Origin of the sequence: Mesorhizobium sanjuanii (assembly GCF_002529485.1) — a bacterium.
Classification (GTDB): Bacteria; Pseudomonadota; Alphaproteobacteria; order Rhizobiales; family Rhizobiaceae; genus Mesorhizobium; species Mesorhizobium sanjuanii.
Genome location: NZ_NWQG01000016.1, coordinates 1 through 19,754, shown reverse-complemented (window position 1 = coordinate 19,754; position 19,754 = coordinate 1). Strand labels below are relative to the sequence as shown.

At 62.6% G+C, this 19,754-nt stretch carries 23 protein-coding genes; 12 read left to right on the top strand and 11 right to left on the bottom strand.

Translation table 11 applies throughout. From position 1 onward, the window contains the following. Positions 1–56 precede the first annotated feature (56 nt). Positions 57–770, top strand: coding sequence for an SGNH/GDSL hydrolase family protein (locus CN311_RS03610; RefSeq protein ID WP_097572025.1), 714 nt, complete (start codon positions 57–59; stop codon positions 768–770). Positions 771–795: 25 nt separating this feature from the next. On the opposite strand, the gene CN311_RS03605 is transcribed toward CN311_RS03610, so the two are convergent. Next, a complete protein-coding gene (locus tag CN311_RS03605) occupies positions 796–957 on the bottom strand; it encodes a hypothetical protein (protein ID WP_008873884.1) in 162 nt (53 codons plus the stop codon). Between the two features lie 236 nt (positions 958–1,193). Here CN311_RS03605 and CN311_RS03600 point away from each other — a divergent pair, with 236 nt between their 5' ends. The 4 genes from CN311_RS03600 (at position 1,194) to CN311_RS03585 (ending at position 3,070) form a co-directional block, all read left to right on the top strand. Then, positions 1,194–1,361, top strand: a complete 168-nt coding sequence (locus CN311_RS03600; RefSeq protein WP_097572024.1) for a hypothetical protein — start codon at positions 1,194–1,196, stop codon at positions 1,359–1,361. Between the two features lie 124 nt (positions 1,362–1,485). Next, on the top strand, positions 1,486–1,851 hold the full coding sequence (locus CN311_RS03595) for a VOC family protein (RefSeq protein WP_097572023.1): 366 nt from the start codon (positions 1,486–1,488) through the stop codon (positions 1,849–1,851). Positions 1,852–1,869: 18 nt separating this feature from the next. Further along, positions 1,870–2,277, top strand: a complete 408-nt coding sequence (locus CN311_RS03590; protein WP_097572040.1) for a hypothetical protein — start codon at positions 1,870–1,872, stop codon at positions 2,275–2,277. A 73-nt stretch (positions 2,278–2,350) separates the two neighbouring features. Next, positions 2,351–3,070, top strand: coding sequence for a helix-turn-helix transcriptional regulator (locus tag CN311_RS03585; protein WP_006327961.1), 720 nt, complete (start codon positions 2,351–2,353; stop codon positions 3,068–3,070). A 101-nt stretch (positions 3,071–3,171) separates the two neighbouring features. On the opposite strand, the gene CN311_RS03580 is transcribed toward CN311_RS03585, so the two are convergent. Continuing rightward, positions 3,172–4,128 (bottom strand): universal stress protein, encoded by a 957-nt coding sequence (locus tag CN311_RS03580; protein WP_245440718.1) that lies wholly within the window; start codon positions 4,126–4,128, stop codon positions 3,172–3,174. A 229-nt stretch (positions 4,129–4,357) separates the two neighbouring features. On the opposite strand from CN311_RS03580, the gene CN311_RS03575 reads away from it, so the two are divergent. Then, complete coding sequence (locus CN311_RS03575; protein WP_097572022.1) at positions 4,358–7,060, top strand: cation-translocating P-type ATPase; 2,703 nt, start codon at positions 4,358–4,360, stop codon at positions 7,058–7,060. A 190-nt stretch (positions 7,061–7,250) separates the two neighbouring features. Here CN311_RS03575 and CN311_RS03570 read toward each other — a convergent pair whose 3' ends face one another. From CN311_RS03570 to CN311_RS33240, 4 genes are all read right to left on the bottom strand, one after another. Further along, entirely contained in the window at positions 7,251–7,946 is a 696-nt protein-coding gene (locus CN311_RS03570; protein WP_097572021.1) for a DUF1013 domain-containing protein, read from the bottom strand. 463 nt (positions 7,947–8,409) lie between these two features. Further along, a complete protein-coding gene (locus tag CN311_RS03565) occupies positions 8,410–9,051 on the bottom strand; it encodes a hypothetical protein (RefSeq protein ID WP_245440717.1) in 642 nt (213 codons plus the stop codon). 29 nt (positions 9,052–9,080) lie between these two features. After that, positions 9,081–9,638 carry a YadA C-terminal domain-containing protein gene (locus CN311_RS33245; RefSeq protein WP_245440716.1) on the bottom strand — a complete coding sequence of 186 codons (558 nt, stop codon included), beginning with the start codon at positions 9,636–9,638 and terminating at the stop codon, positions 9,081–9,083. Next, positions 9,638–10,273: a hypothetical protein gene (locus tag CN311_RS33240; RefSeq protein ID WP_245440715.1), complete on the bottom strand. Its 636-nt coding sequence runs from the start codon at positions 10,271–10,273 to the stop codon at positions 9,638–9,640. The genes CN311_RS33245 and CN311_RS33240 overlap by 1 nt, the downstream gene beginning before the upstream one ends. Positions 10,274–10,586: 313 nt before the next feature. Here CN311_RS33240 and CN311_RS03555 point away from each other — a divergent pair, with 313 nt between their 5' ends. Further along, the gene (locus CN311_RS03555) at positions 10,587–11,729 is read left to right on the top strand and encodes a helix-turn-helix transcriptional regulator (protein ID WP_097572020.1); all 1,143 of its coding nucleotides are present in this window, start codon (positions 10,587–10,589) and stop codon (positions 11,727–11,729) included. A 132-nt stretch (positions 11,730–11,861) separates the two neighbouring features. Continuing rightward, positions 11,862–12,479 carry a LysE family transporter gene (locus CN311_RS03550; protein ID WP_245440714.1) on the top strand — a complete coding sequence of 206 codons (618 nt, stop codon included), beginning with the start codon at positions 11,862–11,864 and terminating at the stop codon, positions 12,477–12,479. Between the two features lie 38 nt (positions 12,480–12,517). Here CN311_RS03550 and CN311_RS03545 read toward each other — a convergent pair whose 3' ends face one another. The 3 genes from CN311_RS03545 to CN311_RS03535 form a co-directional block, all read right to left on the bottom strand. Beyond that, positions 12,518–13,630, bottom strand: a complete 1,113-nt coding sequence (locus CN311_RS03545; protein ID WP_097572036.1) for a helix-turn-helix transcriptional regulator — start codon at positions 13,628–13,630, stop codon at positions 12,518–12,520. Between the two features lie 260 nt (positions 13,631–13,890). Beyond that, a complete protein-coding gene (locus tag CN311_RS03540) occupies positions 13,891–14,031 on the bottom strand; it encodes a DUF1127 domain-containing protein (RefSeq protein WP_008873877.1) in 141 nt (46 codons plus the stop codon). A 162-nt stretch (positions 14,032–14,193) separates the two neighbouring features. Continuing rightward, complete coding sequence (locus CN311_RS03535; RefSeq protein ID WP_097572035.1) at positions 14,194–15,204, bottom strand: NAD(P)H-quinone oxidoreductase; 1,011 nt, start codon at positions 15,202–15,204, stop codon at positions 14,194–14,196. 149 nt (positions 15,205–15,353) lie between these two features. On the opposite strand from CN311_RS03535, the gene CN311_RS03530 reads away from it, so the two are divergent. The 3 genes from CN311_RS03530 to CN311_RS03520 all read left to right on the top strand — a co-directional run bounded on the left by CN311_RS03530 (position 15,354) and on the right by CN311_RS03520 (position 17,214). Further along, on the top strand, positions 15,354–15,548 hold the full coding sequence (locus CN311_RS03530) for a DUF1192 domain-containing protein (RefSeq protein WP_097572019.1): 195 nt from the start codon (positions 15,354–15,356) through the stop codon (positions 15,546–15,548). 99 nt (positions 15,549–15,647) lie between these two features. Continuing rightward, complete coding sequence (locus CN311_RS03525; protein WP_097572018.1) at positions 15,648–16,895, top strand: MFS transporter; 1,248 nt, start codon at positions 15,648–15,650, stop codon at positions 16,893–16,895. Positions 16,896–16,926: 31 nt separating this feature from the next. After that, positions 16,927–17,214, top strand: a complete 288-nt coding sequence (locus tag CN311_RS03520) for an ArsR/SmtB family transcription factor (protein ID WP_097572017.1) — start codon at positions 16,927–16,929, stop codon at positions 17,212–17,214. Positions 17,215–17,277: 63 nt separating this feature from the next. Here the strand turns inward: CN311_RS03520 and CN311_RS03515 are convergent, their stop codons facing one another. After that, a complete protein-coding gene (locus CN311_RS03515; RefSeq protein WP_097572016.1) occupies positions 17,278–17,934 on the bottom strand; it encodes a glutathione S-transferase family protein in 657 nt (218 codons plus the stop codon). Between the two features lie 115 nt (positions 17,935–18,049). Continuing rightward, positions 18,050–18,916 carry an alpha/beta fold hydrolase gene (locus CN311_RS03510; RefSeq protein ID WP_097572015.1) on the bottom strand — a complete coding sequence of 289 codons (867 nt, stop codon included), beginning with the start codon at positions 18,914–18,916 and terminating at the stop codon, positions 18,050–18,052. A 99-nt stretch (positions 18,917–19,015) separates the two neighbouring features. On the opposite strand from CN311_RS03510, the gene CN311_RS03505 reads away from it, so the two are divergent. Continuing rightward, on the top strand, positions 19,016–19,540 hold the full coding sequence (locus CN311_RS03505; protein WP_097572014.1) for a winged helix-turn-helix transcriptional regulator: 525 nt from the start codon (positions 19,016–19,018) through the stop codon (positions 19,538–19,540). The last annotated feature ends 214 nt before the right edge of the window (positions 19,541–19,754 follow it).

The window sequence follows — 19,754 nt, the reverse complement described above, 5'->3', positions numbered from 1 at the left end:
CACCTGCGGCGCCACATGCGCTAAAGGCTGGTTGTAATCCGCTCTATGGTATCGCCATGCGTCTTCCAGCCCTCCTCACCTGGCTCGCCTTTCCGGTCTATATCTGGCAGGGGCTCGGCGTGCGCCGCCGCACCACCCGCATGCTGCCGGCGCAGGGGCCGGTCATGCACGAGATAGCAGGCGGAGCGCCGGCAATCTCGCTGCTGGTGCTGGGCGATTCCTCGGCCGCTTCGGTCGGCATCGGCCATTCCGAGAACGGGCTCGCCGCGCAATTGGCCGTTCTGATCTCACAACGCACCGGTCAGGCCGTGCGCTGGCGGGCGGCCGGCTTCAATTCAGCGACATCAGGCCAGATCCGCGACCATGTGTTGCCCAACCTGTCGGCCGATCCGTGGACGCATATTGTGCTTGCCATCGGCACCAACGACACCAAGAACTTCCACTCGGTGCCGCGCTTCAAGAAGGAATTCGGCGGCCTGCTCTACGCGCTGCGCGCCAAATGGCCGGAGGCGCGCGTCGTGTGGTCGCCGGTGCTGGAATTCACCCGCGCGCCGGCAATGCCGCCGCTGCTCGGCAAGATCCTTGAAATCCGCGCTGCCGAGATGAACCGGATGGGCGAGCGCCTTTGCCTAGAGCGCGGCGCGGTGCCGGCGCCGCGCCTGCCGATCACCGACCCGGAAGCCGGCTTTGCTTCCGATGGGTTTCATGCCTCGGAAGCCGGCTACCGGGCCTGGGCCGAACATCTCGTCGGCCTGGTGCTGAACGCGTGACCGTTACAGGGCCAGGTAATTCGGCCTATGTCCAATGCCCCAGCACCGCCGTTATCGAGATCGCCGCCATGGCCAGCAGCGCCAGCTTCCAGAAATCGCTGCGCCGCTTCAGCCCCGGCCAACCGAGCGGCTTGATGAGCTGGATGACCATCATGGCAATGATGACGAGCGCGAGGAGTTTCGACATGCCGCTTTTGACTAGCGCATCGGCTCGAAAATCGAAATCGATTTTCGGAAAGCACGATGCGTAAACTCAAAGCTGTTGGAGTGTCCTTGCGCGTCCAAGGACGCGCGGCGCTCCAGCATCACGGCCAGCTGCGAAGGCCCCTCACAAGGCAAATCGCCGACACCGACACCCTCCTGACAGACTGCTGTCAGTAGGGGTGTGCGATGATGCTTCCATCGAAACAGAGGAGGCTAGTCATGAACGGTTTTACGATTTTGCGCAGCGTGCAGCATTATGTCGGCAAGATCCGGACAATGCGCAACGAGATCCGCACCCAGCGGTTCATGGACGGGTTGCCGGCGGACCTCCGCAAGGACATCGGCTGGCCTGACATGTATGCCGGCACCCGCAGGAACGACAACTGAGGTTTTTGCAAGGATTGATACCAGCGCCGCAGCTCCCGGATGTAGGTGGCAAGGCTGGTGAAGGCTCCTGACACTATGTTGTCAGGAGCGGCGTGCAATAAAGCAGCAAGTTCAGGAGAGAGACATGGCCTTCATCCCCGCGAAAGCCTCGGCCTGGTTCGAGATACCTGTCACCGACATGGCGCGCGCCCGCGCCTTCTATGCATCGGTGCTCGGGAATGAGCTAGCGCTAGAGGAAAGCGGGCCGAACCCGATCGCCATGTTCACGGCACAGGATCGGACCGCATCGGGCCACGTCTATCCCGGCAAGCCGGCGGCACCTGGAACCGGACCGACCATTCATTTGTCGGTGGCCGCGCCGATTGAGGACGCCATGGAGCGGGTGACGCAAAATGGCGGCCAGGTCGTCTCGCCGGCGATCTCCATTCCGGCCGGCACATTCGCCTATTGCCTGGATCCCGATGGCAACAGTTTCGGCCTTTTTGTTTAGGACGAGAACATTCGCGTGGTGAAGAGCTGGAACGACAGGCTGAACACACCAGGCGTCAACGGCATAAAGCCGTCCCCGCGCACGGTGGCGGACGTCGTCGAGGGCCAGCCGATGCTGGTGCCGACGGCACGTCAGGTCGATGATTTCATCCGTTCGATCCCCGAAGGCGTGGAGATGGATATCAGAGCATTGCGCACCGCGCTCGCCATCGAGCACGGTGCCGAAGTGACATGTCCGGTCACCATCGGCTATCATCTGCGCACGGTGGCCGAGGCTGCCAACGAGGATCTCGAGCGCGGCATGTTGCTGAGCGACGTAGCACCCTTCTGGCGGGTGATCGACGCCAAGACGCCGACAACGAGGAAATTGTCCTTCGGCGCGGAGTTCGTCGCCGCGCAGCGCAAGCGCGAAGGGCTGAAGCCATGATGCATGTCGCCCAAAAGTGGGAACCGGTTTTGGGGCAACGACATGCATAGAGACAACGCCGAGGGACCATACGATGCGCCGCGCCGACAGGCTCTTCCAGATTGTGCAGCATCTGCGCGGTGGCCGTCTGGTCACCGCCCAGAAGCTGGGCACGTGGCTCGAAGTTTCCGAGCGAACCATCTACCGCGACATCGCCGACCTGCAATCGACCGGGGTGCCGATCGACGGCGAGGCCGGCGTTGGCTACATGATGAGGGAGGGTTTCGACCTTCCGCCGCTGATGTTCACGCGTGACGAGATCGTCGCGCTGGTCGCTGGCGCCCGCATGGTGCGTGCCTTCGGCGGCGCAGCCATGGCGCGCGCCGCCGACGAGGCGCTGGTCAAGATCGGCGCCGTGCTGCCCGACGCAGAAAAGGACCGCATCGCCCGCACCGAGATCCACACGCCGATGTGGGTGGTGAGCGATGCAGCTAGAGAAGCAATCGACCTGATCGAGCGCGCCGTGGAAAAACGCCAGGTGCTGACCATCGACTATTCCGACGAGGCCGGCCGCGGCACAGCGCGCGACATCAGGCCGTTGGGCCTGTGGTTCTGGGGCAAGGTGTGGACACTGGTCGCCTGGTGCGAGATGCGCGACGATTTCCGCGCTTTCCGCATTGACCGCATCGCTTCGGTGGTGATTGCCGGCCGCGTCTTCAAGCCGGAGCGCGGCAAGCAGCTCGCCGATTTCTATCGCGCGGTGGAACGCAGCGAGGATTACGGCATGTCGCGCGACCGCGCCGGCCGGACCTGACACGGCGAGAGCAAAAAACTCACTTAACGCGGGATTGCGTTAAACGTCGAAGGCCCGAGACAGCGTGGGTTGCCTGACATTTCCTTCGGCGGCACAGGCGTCTAATGATGCAGGAAGAGCGGCAGCCGGGCTTCGGTCAGGACCGCTCGCGTGCATGAGCCGAATATCTCGCGAATACCGCTATGGCCGTAGGCACCCATGGCGATCATGCCGGCGCCCAACACCTTCGCCGTCCCGAGGATTGCTTCCGCCGGCGTGCCGGCCTGCATATCGCCCAGTCCCACCCCCTTTACCCGTGCGACCCCGTGCCGACGAAGTAGCGCGCATGCGCGCTCGGCCTCGGCCGCGGCTTGCCGTTCAGACCTGTTGTTCTGAGTCAGGATATGCACGTCCCGCTCCGCCGCGATGCCAAGCAGAGCCAGCATATGGAGTGTGCGGGAAGCGGCAGCGCTTCCATCGAAGGCAACCAGCAGGGGGGCAGCGTCATTCTCCGCCCGACCGCCCTTATCAGCATCCGGAACCACCACGACGGGCCTCAGCCCGCTACGGACGATGCGATCCACGCAGAGTGGAATCCTGTCAAGCTCCCCCTCAGCGTCGAAAAGGCTGTTTCGTCCCACCACCACCAGATCGTGCTCGATGGATTCGGTACCGATGCTTGAAAGCGCATCGGCATCGATCCGCTTGGTGGAAAATGTTATGCCCGCCCGCCGCGCATCGGAACCGAAGGCATGCAGCACGGCATCGATGCGTTCGTCAGCGCTATTCAGCAGCTTGAGGTCAAGTGCCCTTTTGTAGGCAAGTCCACCTATCGGGACCGGCTGCGGGCGCTGGATCCAATCGGAGTTCACAAGTCCCAGTCCTTCCACACTTGCGTGCAGACGACTGGCCAGGCGAAGCGCGAAACTGGCACCAGCGATGCTCGAGCTTGAGCCGTCCAGGGCAACGAGAACACTTTTGAGCATGTGAACACCCTTCTCGGGAACGTGGCATAGGATAGCCAAGGCAAGCGTTTTCGCCTTGACTTGCATCAAAATCGGCGAGCGCTCTCGGGCCAACGAGTTGCTCCCTTCAGCCTCGCCATGAGGGTGTCCTCCGCCAAGCCTTACCCGGGCCTTCGATCGCCGCGGCACCGGCAATGGGATGAGGAACGCGCTGGTTTTGATTCAAGACAAACAATCGAATTTGGCCGTGTGCCAAACAGGTTGCCGCGGCAGTGAAAACCGAAGGGGCACGGATCAGGCGAAGCCTGCCCATTATTTTCTGGGAACCTGTGTCAACGGAAGCATGAACGACTTGGTCCTTTCGCAGACGAACGATGCGCCAACCCCGGATGCTGTTCCCGTATCGGGGCTGACCAGTGCCGTGGCGCGCGCCAGGTTTGAACAATACGGCCCGAATGCTCTCCCCCAGCCGTACACGCCATCTCTCGCCGCCGTATTCCTGCGGCAATTCCTAAGCCCGCTGATCTACATCCTTCTCTTTGCGGCCGTGGTCTCGCTGGCGTTGGGAGACGTAAAGGACGCGCTGTTCATCGGCGCTGTCCTGATGAGCAACGGCATCATAGGAGCCGCACAGGAATTTTCGGCCGGGCGGGCGGCGGCGGCACTCCGAAATCTGGAAGAACCGCAAGCGTCGGTAGTCCGCGATGGGGCGCAACGCAGGATCGACGCACGCGAACTCGTGCCCGGCGACCTGGTCCTCCTCGAAGCCGGCGCAAGGGTTCCGGCCGATATTCAGCTCCTGCACAGCGAGGACCTTCAATGCGACGAGTCGCTGCTGACCGGCGAATCCAGGCCGGTGAAAAAGAGAGCCTCATCGCCGGGTGAAGAAACGGAACCTACCGTTTCATATGCCGGTTCCATGATCACGCGGGGACGCGGACGAGGTATCGTCGTGTCGACCGGCGGCGCGACGGAGATCGGCAAGATCGCGGAGGAGATCGGCAAGCGCTCGATATCCAAGCCACCACTCCTCATACGCCTGGAGCGCTTTTCGCGCATGATCGCGATCGCTGTCGGCCTGGCAATTCTTCTGCTGGTCGCGGTCGGGCTTCTGCGCGACATTCCTTATCGCGACCTGTTCATGCTTGCGGTCGGTCTTGCGGTCAGCGCAATTCCCGAAGGGCTGCCCGTCGCGATCTCCGTCGCTTTGGCCATCGGCATGCGGCGGATGGCCCGGGTAAATGTCATCGTACGCAAGATGCCGGCAATGGAATCGCTTGGCTCCTGCACCATGATCGCGACGGACAAGACCGGCACGCTGACGATGAACGAACTCACCGTCACGGATATCCTGCTGCCGGACGGTACGTGGCTGAAATGCGAGGCGGGCCAGGATCTCGACGCGTGTTCAATCGTGTCGCCGCCCGGCGACGACGCGCAGGCCTCGTTGCGGGCATCCGCCCTTCTGAAAGCGGCTTCATTGCCTAATGAGGGGCGCCTGTTCAAGGAGCGGGGAAGCTGGAGCCGGCACGGCGACCCCGTCGATGTCGCCCTGCTGACGGCAGCCCGCAAGGGTGGGATCGCGCAGGAGGAAATCGCCGCGCACTATCCACTCATCACGCGCATCCCCTACGAGCCGGACCTCAAATACGCCGCCTCCTTTCACCGCCGCAAGGGCCGTGTCCGTATCTTCGTCAAGGGCGCGCCCGAAACGCTGATAGCGATGGCCAGTCAGATGGATGCTGGCGACCGACCATTGCCGATCGATGGCGCGTCTCTGCTACGCCAGAAGGAGGATCTCGCCGGAATGGGCCTGCGCGTCCTGGCATTCGCCCAGGCGGAGATCGACACGACGCCGGATGACGGGTACGCCCATCACCATCTGGGGGATCTCACGTTTCTCGGCATGGCGGGAATGCAGGACCCGGTGCGCCCCGAAGTGCCGAACGCCATCCGCGACTGCTATCGTGCCGGCATCGAAGTAGCGATGGTGACGGGCGATGATCCGCGAACGGCAAGCGTGATCGCCGAGCAGGCCGGCTTCGTATTCAAACCGGACCAGGTGGTGACGGGTGAAACAGTGCGCCGCGCCGAACAGAATGGGGAAGCGGCACTCGACAAGTTGACGCGCCATGCCCGTGTTTTCGCCCGCGTCGATCCGGCACAGAAGCTCTCGATCGTCATGTCTCTCTCACGCAACGGACATTTTGTCGCCGTCACTGGCGACGGCGTGAATGACGCCCCAGCCCTGAAGCATGCCCATGTCGGCGTGGCGATGGGCCGGGCCGGCACGGATGTGGCCAAGGAAAGCGCCGATATCGTCGTCACCGACGACAATTTTGCCTCGATTGTCAACGGCATCCTGGAGGGGCGCGTCGCCTACGCCAACATCCGTAAGGTGGTTTTCATGCTGGTATCGACCGGCGCGGCGGAAGTGGTGCTGTTCCTGCTGGCAATACCCCTGGGATTGCCCATGCCTTTGCTGGCCGTCCAGTTGCTGTGGCTCAACCTGGTCACCAATGGCATACAGGACGTGGCACTCGCCGCCGAGGCGGCGGAAGGCGACGAACTTCGCTATCCGCCCCGCCGTCCGAACGAGCCGATCCTGGATCGCGTGATGATCCGCCGCATCTGGCATTCCGTGCTGGTCATGGGCGTGGGAGGCTTCGCCGTGTTCTACTGGTTGCTCCAGCAGGGTTATCCCGTGGAGCAGGCGCGTAACCTTCTGCTCCTTCTCTTCGTCCTTTTCGAGAATTTCCAGACCTTGAACAGCCGTTCTGAACACCTCTCGGTCTTCCGTCAAAGACTGTTCGCCAATCCCCTCCTCGTTTTCGGCGTTCTCGGCGCGCAGGCCTTGCACATCGGCGCTATGTACATTCCAGGACTGAGCGACACGCTGCAGATCACGCCGGTTTCGCTACGCGAATGGGGAATGTTGCTTATCCTCGCCGCAACCTTGCTGGTGGGCATGGAGTTCGAAAAATGGCGGGAACGGCGCAGGGGGCCAGTCAGTCGACGTCAGGACGCACAGCGCCTCGATGAATGAGGCAATCATCACCGGAGACGTGGGTGCCTTGACAGGCGGATAGTGGGCCATCTTGCGCGCCTGCGACAAAGCCGGCGCGACGGAGCCCGGCTGTGGCGCCAGGCCACTGCATTCCGCACCAAGTGGCTACGGAACCGCCGCGCCAAGCTGAATGAGATGGCCGCCCGGCTTGATTGCCTCGCCGGCCACCCTACTCCTCGTCGTCCGCTTCCTTGTCCTTCGACTTCAGCGCCGAAAGCTTGGCGAAGACAGCGCTGGCGTCGAGTTCGGCATCCTCGTCCTTCGGCTTCTCCGGGGCCGGCACCAGCCGCTCGGTCAATGCCGCCGGCAGCAGCGTATCGCCGGCCGGCTGCGCCTGTTCGCGGCCGCGCGAGGCGCGGTTGACTTCCATGTCGAGATCGATCTGCGTGGCCAGGCCCAGCGTCACCGGGTCCATCGGCTGCAGATTGGCCGAGTTCCAGTGCTTCCTGTCGCGGATCTGGTCGATGGTCGACTTGGTGGTGCCGACGAGGCGCGCGATCTGCGCGTCCTTCAGTTCGGGATGGTTGCGCACCAGCCAGAGGATGGCATTGGGCCGGTCCTGGCGCTTCGACAGCGGCGTGTAGCGCGGGCCCTTGCGCTTGGATTCCGGCACCCGCACCTTGGGGTCCGACAGCTTCAGCCGATGGTTCGCATCCTTCTCGGCGCGCGCGATCTCGTCGCGGGTCAACTGGCCGGTCATGATCGGGTCCATGCCCTTGATGCCCTGCGCCGATTCACCGTCGGCGATCGCCTTGACCTCGAGCGGATGCAGCCCACAGAACTGCGCGATCTGTTCGAAGGACAGCGCGGTGTTGTCGACCAGCCAGACGGCGGTCGCCTTGGGCATCAGCAGCGTATTGGCCATTATGAAAAATCCTTCTCGTTCGCCCGCGTTCCCGCGCGGGCGGTGGTTTTAGAGCCACCAAAAATGGGAAATTCGCGGCCTGTATAACCGCTCTCTTGCTATTTCGCAACGTTTTTGGGAAGAGGCGGGGGTGGTGATGTCAGAAGACCATGCGAGGACTGCAAAAGAGCCTTAGCGGGTCGACGAACTGATGCGACCTACCCGCTACTCATCTTGCCCTTGTCGATACGCTCCAGAATTGCACGCGCAGCTTCGGCTCGATCCTTTGGCCGGCCAGTCAGGTGGCGGCCTCCCAGCGAGGCCGGCATCTCCATCTCGCAATCCCAGACCGTCCACGCGTTTGTCGGGTCGAGTATGCAAATATACCTCTGATGCGTTTTTTCGTTGGCCAATTTGATACAACTCTCAACATTGGGGCCGAGCAAAAGGACGTGGCTGCACGACTGCACCGACGCTCCACCGTCTACGGCTTGACCGGTTTGGGTTTCTTCTTCGGCTGGACGGCAATCGAAGGCGCATCTGGCGGCGGAGTGGCATCTGCGGGTTTCGGCTGATCGCCTGTAGGCGTCTCCGGCGCCTGCGGACCGCCCGGCGTGAGGTTGACCGAGACCCCGAAGATTTTCCATTGCCGGCTCACGGGCTCGAACAGAAGCTCGAAATTGACCTGCAGCGGAACGGAGGGAAAAAATCCGGCCATGTGCAGCATGCCGTTGGGTTCAATCTGCGGCAGCAGCGTCAATTGGGGCTCCAGCACCGCAACCGCGCTGAAGTCGACTCCTTGCTTGCGCTGGTTGGCAAAGATGTCGCCGAGCTGGGCTGCGCTGTTGGTCTGGAAATGCGGCGAGCCAAGATCACGCAGAACAGTATAGTTGCCGGTCTTGTTGGCCTGGTCGAGCGCCAGCAGTGCGCTTCTTGTCAGGATCAACACGCCATTGCGGTCGATGCTGGCGGGATGCGCGACAGCCGCCTTTTGCCCTACCCGCTTTTCCTTGGCCTGCGCATGGGCAGCGGGCAGCGGCCCAGCGATCGTTGCCAGCGCCAGCATGGCACTGGCAACGATCGCCCCCCGCCGAATACAGCTTGCCCGCATGCCTGTGCGCCGCATGCTTGCGGTCGGCACCGTCCTTGCCAAAATCAGTTGAGTGTCCATGATGCGCCGAGGCTAACGCCGACATCGCCACGGTTGGTCGTCGCTGAGATGGCGCCGTTCAGGCGGAAATCCTGGCTTGGGTTATAGCCCAGGCCAAGCGCCAGACCCGACTGCCCCTTGAAATTGCCGAACCCACCGGCGAGCGACAGATCGCCGGGACGGTCGTCGTAGCGCAATCCCGCCGTGGCCAGCGCCAGCGCGGTGCCGGCACGCGCTTCCGTGCGATTCTCGCTGACCTGGTCACCGAGATCCTGAAAGCCGGATTCCAGCGCACCGACGCGGCCGTCGAGCTGCGTGATGTTGTTCGTGTTGGTGGTCACCCGTGAGTCCAGACCGGCGATCTGCGTTGTGTGCACTGCGATCGCGCTGGTGTTGTTGGTTATGCGCGTTTCGTGATCGGCAAGCTCGGTTGTGTGACTGCCCACGGTGGTGTTCAGATTGCCGATGGCGCTGGTATTCTGCGTGACCTGCGCGGGCAGGCCCTCCAGTGTCGCGACATCAAAAGTGGAGGCGGGCAGATTGCCGTTGCCGTCGGTTGTCATCAGATAGGTCGTGCCCCCTGCGCGTCCTTGCTCGCCTGCGAGTTGATGCCGGCCAACGTGTAGGTGTTTGAGCCGTTGCCAATTGCTACCTGATTGTCGCGCGTCGTCGCGACACCGGAGCCGAAGGCCATCGATCCGGTGAAGTTAGCTGTCGCGTTGGAGCCCAGAGCAGTCGCGTAGGATGCGTTGGCTTTGGCCAGGTAACCAACCGCGGTTGAAAGGATCAGGCCATTCGCACCTTGCCCGGCTTCTGCCCCGGAGCCGATGGCCGTGTGGTACAGGTTCGGGTCGATCTGATTATCGAAACCCGCCTTTGCGCCCGCGCCAATCGCAGCGCTTTCCCCGAACGCATCGGCACTGTATCCAACGGCTGTGTTATATTGGGATGGCGTATTCTCGCTTCCGGCCGTGGCGAATACCCCGATTGCAACCGACCGATCGCCGTAGACGACCGTGCCGTCACCGCAGGCAAGGCTAGCGTCCCCGTCGGCGGTTTCGTTCCCTGCCCCACATGTGACTGCGAACGCTCTCTCGGAAGCAAATGCCGAGATGGCCAATCCCATTGAGCCGGCCAGAATAGAGGTCCGGATCGAGACGCCGCCTAACTTGTAGACCCCTGTGGGCCTGGCGCTCAACGTCCCGTCTGCCCGTCTGACCATTCTTGCCACCACGTGCAATACCCCCGTCGAATTTCCAGATCCAGCAGAGAGTGCAGACAAGGCGATGACCCGAACAGTCGTCAATTGACGACTGTTCGTCGATTTGTGAGCCCGTTACCAACTTGCCGGGCAAGGCTGTTACCTCAGGGACACATATTTATTATTGCTAATTTTTTGTGTCGTTGGATTTGGCGGCGCTATACTTGCTGGGCGCCGATGCGACTTGCACAAGAGCTTCGCCGTGCTAGGCTTCCTCTCGAAACCTGATCATCCCAAAGGATCGCACCCCATGGCTGACGTCACCATCGAAGCGGTCTCCGCCGTTGTCGGCCAGATTTACGAGGCCGCCTACGATCAGGAACGCTGGCTTGATGTGGTCACAGGGCTGAGCGATCTTTTCAATGCATCTCGAAGCTGTATCGTGAGGCTCGATCAACAGGCGTGCAGCGCCGTGGGGACTGTCCATGACCCGAAGCTATGTTCTCCCGAGGCGACAGCTGCACACATGCGTGATCCCATCAGCACAGTCGCGGCAGCGCTGCCGGTGGGCAAAATCTATGATCGCACCCGAATAGCGAACGACGGAGCCGGATTTCGCCATCGTGAGCTTTGGCAGGACTGGATGAGGCCGCGCGATATGTATCACGGACTCGCCTCCAATCTTCTGGCTTTCAACAGCTCCTACTGGTTTTTCGACCTTCATCGCGGCTCGAAGCAGGAGGCGTTCGGCGCCGACGACATCGACCTGTTGCAGAAGATCGTGCCGCATGTGCTGCGCGCCGGGCAGATCGGCCGGCGGCTGGAGAACACGTCGGCGCTGGCATCGGCCTTCTCGCACCTGCCCTTCGGTGTGTTTCTGGTGAACGGTCATCAGCACATCGCACAGATGAACGAGGCCGCCGAGGCAATGCTGGCGCGGCCCGACAGCCCATTGACGCTGAATGGCGGCACGATCGGTGCCTCCAATCCCAGGGATGCGCAGGAGCTTCAGCGGCTGGTCGCGGACGCCTGCTCGTTGCGGGACGGCGCCATGCCCGGAACGGGAGGAACGCTGATCCTGCCATCGGATCACAAGCGATCCGACCTGACGCGGCTGGTGCTGGCGATTGCGCCATTCGTCGATGCCCGCGCCTACGGCCTGGCCTCGGAACGGTGCGCAATGATCATGGTGACGGAGGTCGCCCGCCGCACTCCAGATGGCTTCGAGACGCATGTCCGCAGCCTCTTCGATCTGACGTCAGCCGAAGCCCGGCTTGCCGCCGCATTGGCGTCCGGGCGGACGCTGAAGGAAGCCGCGGCCAGTTCGAACATCACGGTGAAGACCTGCCGCACCTACCTCGAACGGATTTTCTCCAAGACACGTACCCGTCAGCAGAGTGAGCTGGTCGCATTGCTCAAGAGCACGGAACCGCTCAGTGGGCGCGGCCGGTAGCACCCCGCCTTTCAAAAAAGAGTCTCCAACAGTCGGCATTTGCCGATTGTCGGGAACCGCACCTTTCGTTCAGATTTCGGCTTCGATTGCGGTGGCCTGTCCTGCGGGTCATCGATGGTGCGGGGCCAATCGATGTTGGAAAATGGGCATGCGGTCGCGGCGGGGTTGTTTCCGTTCGCCATTTCCTACGCGCTTGTGGCAATGCTGCCGGGCGCCAATTTTGCCGTCGTCGCGCAGGCCGGGCTAACCGCGTCTCGCCCCACGGCGCTTTCGGCTGCCGCCGGTGTTGCCTTGGGCGCGAGTTCGCTGGCTGCCGTCGTCGCGACGGGAGCCGGCGTATTGCCGCCAGGCGGCATTGCGCATCAGTTGGCTGCCAGCCTCTACGGCGCAATGCTGGTCTTCATCGGATGGAATTCGATGCGGCGGGCGCTGTCGATCAGGGCCGGCGCCATCGAGCCGAAGCCGGCGCCAATCGTCCGGCACTTCCGGCTAGGCTTCGTCACGGCAGTGGCAAATCCCGCCACCGCGCTGTTTTTCGCCTCTTCGACGCTGACCTTAAATAGTCGCGTAACGACTCTGCTGTCGGTGGTCGCATTGGTTTTTGCCATTGCGATCGCGTGGTTTGGACTCCTCGGACTCTGCATTTCCCAACCGGCCATGCGTCGATTTTACAATCGCTTCAGCAAGCATGCCGACATCGCGCTGGGAGGAGCCTTGGTGGCGCTTGGCTTTGCCGCGCTTGGCCACTGAGCGGTTGGCCACCAATGGACCGGCGGATGCTGCCAGTATCATCCGCGGTTGAGCGGTTCCGTGCTCTTGAGCAGGGCGACGAGCTGGCTTTGCTGGCGCGTTCCGGTCTTGGCGAATATCCGTTCCAGATAGGTTCGGCTGGTCTTCACGGTGATATTCAGGTCGGACGCGGCATCCTTCAAGGGTCGCCCTTGCGAAAGCGTGGCGGCCAGACGGGCCTCGGCGGGCGTCAGGTCGAACAGGCCGGCGAGGATGGTGGGCGAAGGTACCACCGAACTGGCGCTGACCGCCGTCGCCGCAACCAGAATGTCGGCGCCGGAAAAGATATCATGTGCGGCGCGGCGCAGCGGCAAGAGGTGGATGACCAGGGCCGGCCGGCTTTCGTTCGCCGCTACAGGAATGGAGCGCACTGCGGAATTGTGCCGGTTCTCGACGATGGCCTGCTGGAAGAGCGCATTGGCGGAGGCACTGGCGATCGCCATGCCGCCATGGGCGGTCGGCAGAAAAATTTCCGGCATGTCTTCCAGGAGGCTGTTGGCAGTCAGCACGCGCCCCGACGCGGTCATCACCGCGGCCGGCAGCCCGATGGCCTCAAGCGCTGAGACGGTCGCCCTGGCCTGCTCCATTCCCAATCGCGCCGAGACCATTCCGGCCCGCGCGAAATGCGGGCGAAGCTGATCGAGCCTGTCGACCGACGACCGGTCGTAGCGGCCATCCTTCGTCCACCGTTGAAAGACGAATGTGACGAGTTCGCCGCTCGGCATGGCAACCGCCGAACAGAGATGCGCGCCGATGCCTGCCGCTCGCAGATGTATCCGCACCTGGTCGCGTTCGATCTCTTCGGCTGTCAGGAAATCTTCGACCTGCACGAAGCTCGCGGGCTGCAAGCTGCACATGCGCTGTACCACATCAGAGAATTTCCAGGCGTCGCCGGCGACAAATTCATCAAACAAGGAGCGGAGGTCTTCGACGGAATTGCCGTCCACCGGAGAAACGTCGCTTAGTCTGCCGCGAACCGGAGAATCGTCACTGAACAGAAAGATGGCGCCGTTGGCCGAGCCGGAAAGATTACCGGCGACTTCGAGCGTATCTGCCCAAAGATCTGGCACGAAGGCGGCCTCGTAGATCTTGTCGGTAAGATCATCAAACATGGGGCGCGCGGCCTTTTCGGAGCGTGGAGCTAGCCGGATCGCCCGCGCTCCCACGCCAACCGATTCCCGCGCGCCCAAAATGCCATGTTGGAACCCAAGGTCAACCATAGATTGCCGTTGAGCCTGATTGGTTGTTGCAGCCCAAAACAAAACCCGCCGGACTTGCGTCCAGCGGGCTCGGAACCGGCGACGAAAAACTGTCAGCGGCGGCTCTGGCTTTTTTTCGGCGGATCGGCCTTTCGGACCGAACCTGCTCGAAATCAACGCGCCTGGCGGGCGATTCTCTCGATATCGCCGCGATTGATGCCGAGATCGTTGAGCTGACGGGCGTTGAGCTTGTTCAGCTCGCGGACGGTCTCATTGTACATGCGCCAGTTACGGAAAGCGCGGATCGGGTTCATGGTGGTCCTCCATCTGTTGGATAATTCGTTTCGATGACGCGTAAATAGGCATCGCTGCCCAGGAATTGAACAGACGCTTTTGCATGGCCGCAATGCAATTGTGCATTGCAGCATTAAGCTTTTGTTCAGCTTGTTGGAGCGCTCTGCCTTGTTCCGGGTTCGTCAGCCGACGTCGAGCACGATCTTGCCGATATGCTCGCCGTCCTCCATCCGCTCATGCGCCCGCCAGGCCTCCTTGAGCGGGAAGATCATGTCCATGACAGGCGCCACCTTGCGCGTGCCGAGCAACGGCCACACCTGCGCCTCGAGTGCCGCGGCGATCGCCGCCTTGAATTCGACAGTGCGCGGCCTGAGCGTCGAGCCGGTGTGGACGAGCCGCTTGACCATGATCTTCGAGAAATCAGCGCTGGCGACCGCCCCGCCCTGCGTGGCGATCTGGACGATGCGGCCTTCCATCGCCGCAGCCTCGTAGTTTCGCGCCACATAGTCGCCGCCGACCATGTCGAGGATGACATTGGCGCCCTTGCCTCCGGTCGCCTCCTTGACCGCCGCGACGAAATCCTCCTCGCGGTAATTGATCGCCCGGTCGGCGCCAAGCTTCAGGCAGGCGTCGCATTTCTCCTTGCTGCCGGCGGTGGTGACGACATAGGCGCCGAAGGCCGCCGCAAGCTGGATCGCCGTGGTGCCGATGCCGGACGAGCCGCCATGGACGAGCAGCGTCTCGCCGCTCTTCAGGCCGCCGCGCTCGAACACATTATGCCAGACGGTGAAGTAGTTTTCAGGCACCGCCGCCGCCTCGGTGTGGGTGAAGCCGGCCGGCAGCGGCAGCACGCTGCCGGCGTGGACCTTGACATATTCAGCGTAGCCGCCGCCCGGCGTCAGCGCGCAAACCCGGTCGCCGACGCGCCAGCGCGATATCTCGTCGCCAAGGGCCGCCACTTCGCCTGACGCCTCCAGACCGGGCAGGTCGGACGCGCCGGGTGGTGGCGGATAGGCGCCCTTGCGCTGCTGTACGTCCGGCCGGTTGACGCCGGCGGCGCGCACCCGGATCAGGATTTCACCAGGGCCGGGCAATGGCACGTCGCGTGTTTCCGGCTTCAGTACCCGCGGCCCGCCGGGTTCGGAGATTGCAACGGCCGTCATCTTCGCCGGAATTTTCTGTGCGCTCGCCATGAACTGTCCTGGGCCGGTCTGATTGCCGGCTGTTTGCATCAGCACCCCTGCCCTATGTATGCTGATTGCCAAATCAGGCAAATGGCCAAACTGATGTAGCGAACCCGCAATTCGCCTCGCCAGGCCAATCTCATCAGGGAGGAGCGACGATGGCGATCTTCGACGACGAACCCAAGAAGAAAGCGCGCCCGCACGAGATCGGCCAGGACCTGGCGCTGCTCTCGGTCGATGAACTGTCCGAGCGGATCGGCATCCTGCGCGACGAGATCGCGCGGCTGGAGGCTGAACTCAAGGCCAAGAGCACCACCAAGTCGGCGGCCGAGGCGCTGTTTCGCCGCGGATAGTTTGCGCGCATCGTTTCCGGTGTTGAAGCGCCGCCGCCGAAAAGCCTGAAAGCAATCGTCTTCCGACCCCGCACCCCAAGCTCCAGCCCGGATCAGCCAATGTTCGCAACGTACCGACCAATCCTCTCGCTGCTTCGCGGCACTGCTTTCCTGCTGGCGGCGTCCGGCTTGCATGGGCTGCTGCTGCCGTTGCGCGGCCAGTTGGAGGGGTTTTCGACCGCGTCGCTCGGCCTGATGGGGACGGCCTGGGCCGGCGGCTTCGTCACCGGCTGCTTCTTTGCCCCACGCATCGTGCGCCGCGCCGGCCATGTCAGGGCCTTCGGCGCCTTTGCCGCGTCGGGAGCGATCGTGGCGCTGCTGACTGGCCTGATCATCGACGAATACACCTGGATCCTGCTGCGCGCCTTCACCGGCTTCACCATGGCCGGCGCCTTCATGGTCATCGAAAGCTGGCTGAACGAGAAGGCCACCAACGAGAACCGCGGCACCGTCTTCGGCCTCTATATGATGGTCACTTATGCCTCGATCATGGGCGGCCAGATGATCGTTGCCGGCGGCGACGTGAAATCGGCCTCGCTGTTCATGATTACCGGCATCCTGTTCTGCCTGTCGCTGATCCCGACCGCCGTTTCGACACAGTCGCACCCCAAGCCGCTGCAGGACGTCAAGCTCGACGTCAAGGGCCTCTATGCCAATTCGCCGGTGTCGGCGATCGCCTGCCTTCTGATTGGTATCGCCAATGGCGCCTGGGGCACGCTTGGAGCCGTCTATGGCGCCCGCATCGGCATTTCCACGGCCGAAATCGCGCTGATGATGAGCCTGGTGGTCGTTGCCGGCGCTGCCATGCAGCTTCCGGCCGGGCGCCTCTCCGACAGGACGGACCGCCGCTTCGTGCTTGCGGGTGCAGCTTTCGGCGCGGCGCTGTTCGCCATCGCCATCTTCCTGTTCGAACCTCGCGCCGGCGTCTTCGTCCTTGTCTGCACCGCCGCCTATGGCGCCTTCGCCTACACGCTCTATTCGATCGCCGTGGCGCATGCCAACGACCATGCCCGCTCGGAGGATTTCGTCAAAGTGTCCGGCGGCCTGCTGCTGCTCTATGGCTTCGGCACGATGATCGGGCCGTTGCTGGCCGCCGGCCTGATGGGCTGGATGCGTCCCGAGGGCCTGTTCCTGGCGACAGCGCTCGCGCATCTTTGCCTGGCTGGTTACACGCTGCTGCGCATCAGTCGCCGCGCGCCGGTACCGATCGAAAATCGCGACGCCTTCACGACGCAGCCGGCCGAGCGTTCGCTGACGCCGGAGGCGCTGCGGCTCGACCCGCGCAGAAAAGATGTAACCGACGGTTGAGATTCGAAAGGCTTTGCCTCACAAATAAGGCATGAACTTTTCTGACGCCTTCATGGCGATTGCCGATCCCAACCGGCGCTATCTCTTGGAAGAGCTCCGGCGCGGCCCGAAGACCGTCAACGAACTGGCCGCCGGCTTGCCGGTTTCGCGCCCGGCCGTTTCGCAGCATCTGAAGGTGCTGCTCGAGGCCGGATTGGTCAACGCCAAGGCCGAAGGCACCAGGCGCATCTATACCGTCAGCAATGCCGGCTTCCTCCGGCTCAACCTGTGGCTCGACCAGTTCTGGGATGCGGGAGAGCTTGGCTCGCCTGGGAGTTGATGCTGTCGGCCTGACTGACATCCGGGTCGGCTGCCGCCCGCAAAGCCAGATCGAACTGCCGCTTCAACCGTTGTTGTAGGGAAAGAACTTGAAATAGGGCTGCGCTTCCTCGATCACGCGGGCCACCGACCGGCGCTCAAGCAGCCGGTCGTGATAACGTCTCACCGCGGGATATTTGTCACCGAGCGGCTCGACCTTGTTGGCGTAGAACAGGGCTGGCGCCGCAGAGCAATCGGCCATGGTGAAGGCCTCGCCCGTCGCCCATGTCCGAGACGACATGTCTTGCTCGATGATGGCGTACGAGCCGCGCAGTTGAGCACGGGCCTGCTCGACGCCAAACGGATCGGTCCTGCCTTCCGGCCGCAGCCGGTCGCCGACGATCTTCTGCATCGGTTCCTGGACGTGGAAATCATAGAACCGGTCGGCCAGCCGAACCTGGCGGGCGAGATCGACATCGGCGGGGATCATCTCGACCGGTCCAGGATAGTGCGCGTTGAGGTATTCGATGATGATCGTCGATTCCGGCACCGTCTGGTCCAGCGCCTCGTCGCGCAGCACCGGCATCTTGCCGGCCGGCCACAGTTTCAGGAACGCCGCGCGCGACTGTTCGTTGCCGAGATCGACGACGACCGACGCGAACGGCGTGCCATTCTCGTAAAGCGCAATCAGCGGCTTCCAGCAGAATGAGGCCAGCGGGTGAAGATGCATCGTCAGGGACATTGCTTTGCTTTCCGTGGTTCGCGCGGTTTGGCCTTGCTCAGATGGCCGGGGGTCAAACAGATGCGGCTGCACTACTATTGCGGCCAGGATGGTGCGCCTCAAGACCCGCCCTGCTCTATCTGGCCCGGCAATGCGCCGCGATGGCGGCGACAATCGCCGCCCAGTCGTCGGGATGCAGTTCATGGCCACCGCCTTCGATGCGGACAAGCGTCGCGCCGGCAACGGCTTCGGCGAGAGCGGCGCCATGCTCGACGGGAAAGATCGGGTCCGCCGTGCCGTGGATGACGAGGAGTGGAACCTTCAATTCGTGCAGGTCGCTTTTCCGATCATCGGCATCCCCGCCTTCCGCGCCCTCGCCGTCCGCTCCCTTGAGCAGGAAATGATTGGTTGCGCTCAACAGGCCACCGGACCGGTCGTAATCCTGTTCGACGAAACGCCTCGTCCGCTCCTCGTCGAATGGATGCGCGGTGCTGGCGATGGCCTGTGCGTCCTTGACGATGAAGTCGACCACCTGGTCGCGGTCCGACCAGTCGACGTCAGCCCCTTTGGCCGAATGCTTCTTATAGGCCTCGCTCGTCCCGGGCAGATGCGACGTATCAATCCCGGCCGGCGACGTGCTGATGGCGGTGAGCGAGAGGACGCGCGGCGGATATTTCAGCGCCACAAGCTGTGCGATCATGCCACCCATCGACATCCCGGCCACATGCGCTTTGCTTATGCCATGGTGGTCGAGCACGCGAATTGCATCGTCCACCATGTCGTCGAACGTGTAAGGCGGCTCGCCTGGCACATATTTGGTCGAGCGGCCGGTGTCGCGATTGTCATAGCGGGTCACGAACAGACCCTCACCGGCCAGTTGCCGGCAAAACGCCTCCGGCCACCAGAGCATCGACGCCATGGCGCCCATAATCAGCAGCAGCGGCGGATGCGCCGGATCGCCAAATGTCTGGGATGCGATGTCGGGTTCCAAGGTGCTCGTCATGATCGCTATCTCCTCCGTGCAACTGATTGTGTTTTGCAATCAGTTGAACCATAATAAAACTGATACGATAGTGCAACCAGTTTTCTCCTGGAGAATCGCATGAGCACCGATCACCGGTCCGGATGCCCGATCAACCTGTCGCTCGAAGTGTTTGGCGACCGGTGGAGTCTGATCATCCTTCGTGACATGATTTTCGGCGGCAAACGCCATTTTCGCGAACTGCTCAATGGTTCGATTGAAGGCATCGCCTCCAACATCCTCGCCGACCGGCTGAAGCGGCTGATGCAACTGGGCATGCTGACCAAGGCCGACGATCCCTCCCACAAGCAGAAGGCGATCTACAGCCTGACCGAAATGGCAATCACCCTGGTGCCGATCCTGGCCCATCTCGGCGCCTGGGGCCGCGTCTGGCTGCCGGTCAGCGAGGAGCTCTCGATCCGCGCCGAACTGCTGGAAAAGGGTGGCCCGCCAATGTGGGACAAGTTCATGGACGAGTTGCGCCACGAGCATCTGGGCACGCCTTCCCCCGCGTCAGGCCCCACGGTCCGCGCGACCTTGCAGGCCGGATATGAAGCGGTTATCGCCCGCAAGGCGCCAGAAGCGGGTCGCGAGCCGGCTACCTGACCAACTTATTTTGCCATTTGCAGGCTGGCTCTGCTATCAAGGCACAGAAAATCATAACGGGATTGGAAAAGCCCTTGGTTGAGAATTCTAAGGATACGGCCCGCGCGCGGGCCGATTTGCGTTTCAAGAAGCAGGAAGAGGCCGCCACCGTTCGTCAGAAAGCGATGGCGGAATATGTCGCGGAGAGCGACGCCCGCCAGGCCAAGACCAACAA

Bases quoted from the DNA above. Each gene is read 5' to 3' on its own strand.
- CN311_RS03610 (WP_097572025.1), top strand. From the start codon at position 57: ATGCGTCTTCCAGCCCTCCTCACCTGGCTCGCCTTTCCGGTCTATATC.
- CN311_RS03605 (WP_008873884.1), bottom strand. From the start codon at position 957: ATGTCGAAACTCCTCGCGCTCGTCATCATTGCCATGATGGTCATCCAG.
- CN311_RS03600 (WP_097572024.1), top strand. From the start codon at position 1,194: ATGAACGGTTTTACGATTTTGCGCAGCGTGCAGCATTATGTCGGCAAG.
- CN311_RS03595 (WP_097572023.1), top strand. From the start codon at position 1,486: ATGGCCTTCATCCCCGCGAAAGCCTCGGCCTGGTTCGAGATACCTGTC.
- CN311_RS03585 (WP_006327961.1), top strand. From the start codon at position 2,351: ATGCGCCGCGCCGACAGGCTCTTCCAGATTGTGCAGCATCTGCGCGGT.
- CN311_RS03575 (WP_097572022.1), top strand. From the start codon at position 4,358: ATGAACGACTTGGTCCTTTCGCAGACGAACGATGCGCCAACCCCGGAT.
- CN311_RS03570 (WP_097572021.1), bottom strand. From the start codon at position 7,946: ATGGCCAATACGCTGCTGATGCCCAAGGCGACCGCCGTCTGGCTGGTC.
- CN311_RS03565 (WP_245440717.1), bottom strand. From the start codon at position 9,051: ATGCGGCGCACAGGCATGCGGGCAAGCTGTATTCGGCGGGGGGCGATC.
- CN311_RS33245 (WP_245440716.1), bottom strand. From the start codon at position 9,638: ATGACAACCGACGGCAACGGCAATCTGCCCGCCTCCACTTTTGATGTC.
- CN311_RS03555 (WP_097572020.1), top strand. From the start codon at position 10,587: ATGGCTGACGTCACCATCGAAGCGGTCTCCGCCGTTGTCGGCCAGATT.
- CN311_RS03550 (WP_245440714.1), top strand. From the start codon at position 11,862: ATGTTGGAAAATGGGCATGCGGTCGCGGCGGGGTTGTTTCCGTTCGCC.
- CN311_RS03545 (WP_097572036.1), bottom strand. From the start codon at position 13,630: ATGTTTGATGATCTTACCGACAAGATCTACGAGGCCGCCTTCGTGCCA.
- CN311_RS03540 (WP_008873877.1), bottom strand. From the start codon at position 14,031: ATGAACCCGATCCGCGCTTTCCGTAACTGGCGCATGTACAATGAGACC.
- CN311_RS03535 (WP_097572035.1), bottom strand. From the start codon at position 15,204: ATGGCGAGCGCACAGAAAATTCCGGCGAAGATGACGGCCGTTGCAATC.
- CN311_RS03530 (WP_097572019.1), top strand. From the start codon at position 15,354: ATGGCGATCTTCGACGACGAACCCAAGAAGAAAGCGCGCCCGCACGAG.
- CN311_RS03525 (WP_097572018.1), top strand. From the start codon at position 15,648: ATGTTCGCAACGTACCGACCAATCCTCTCGCTGCTTCGCGGCACTGCT.
- CN311_RS03520 (WP_097572017.1), top strand. From the start codon at position 16,927: ATGAACTTTTCTGACGCCTTCATGGCGATTGCCGATCCCAACCGGCGC.
- CN311_RS03515 (WP_097572016.1), bottom strand. From the start codon at position 17,934: ATGTCCCTGACGATGCATCTTCACCCGCTGGCCTCATTCTGCTGGAAG.
- CN311_RS03510 (WP_097572015.1), bottom strand. From the start codon at position 18,916: ATGACGAGCACCTTGGAACCCGACATCGCATCCCAGACATTTGGCGAT.
- CN311_RS03505 (WP_097572014.1), top strand. From the start codon at position 19,016: ATGAGCACCGATCACCGGTCCGGATGCCCGATCAACCTGTCGCTCGAA.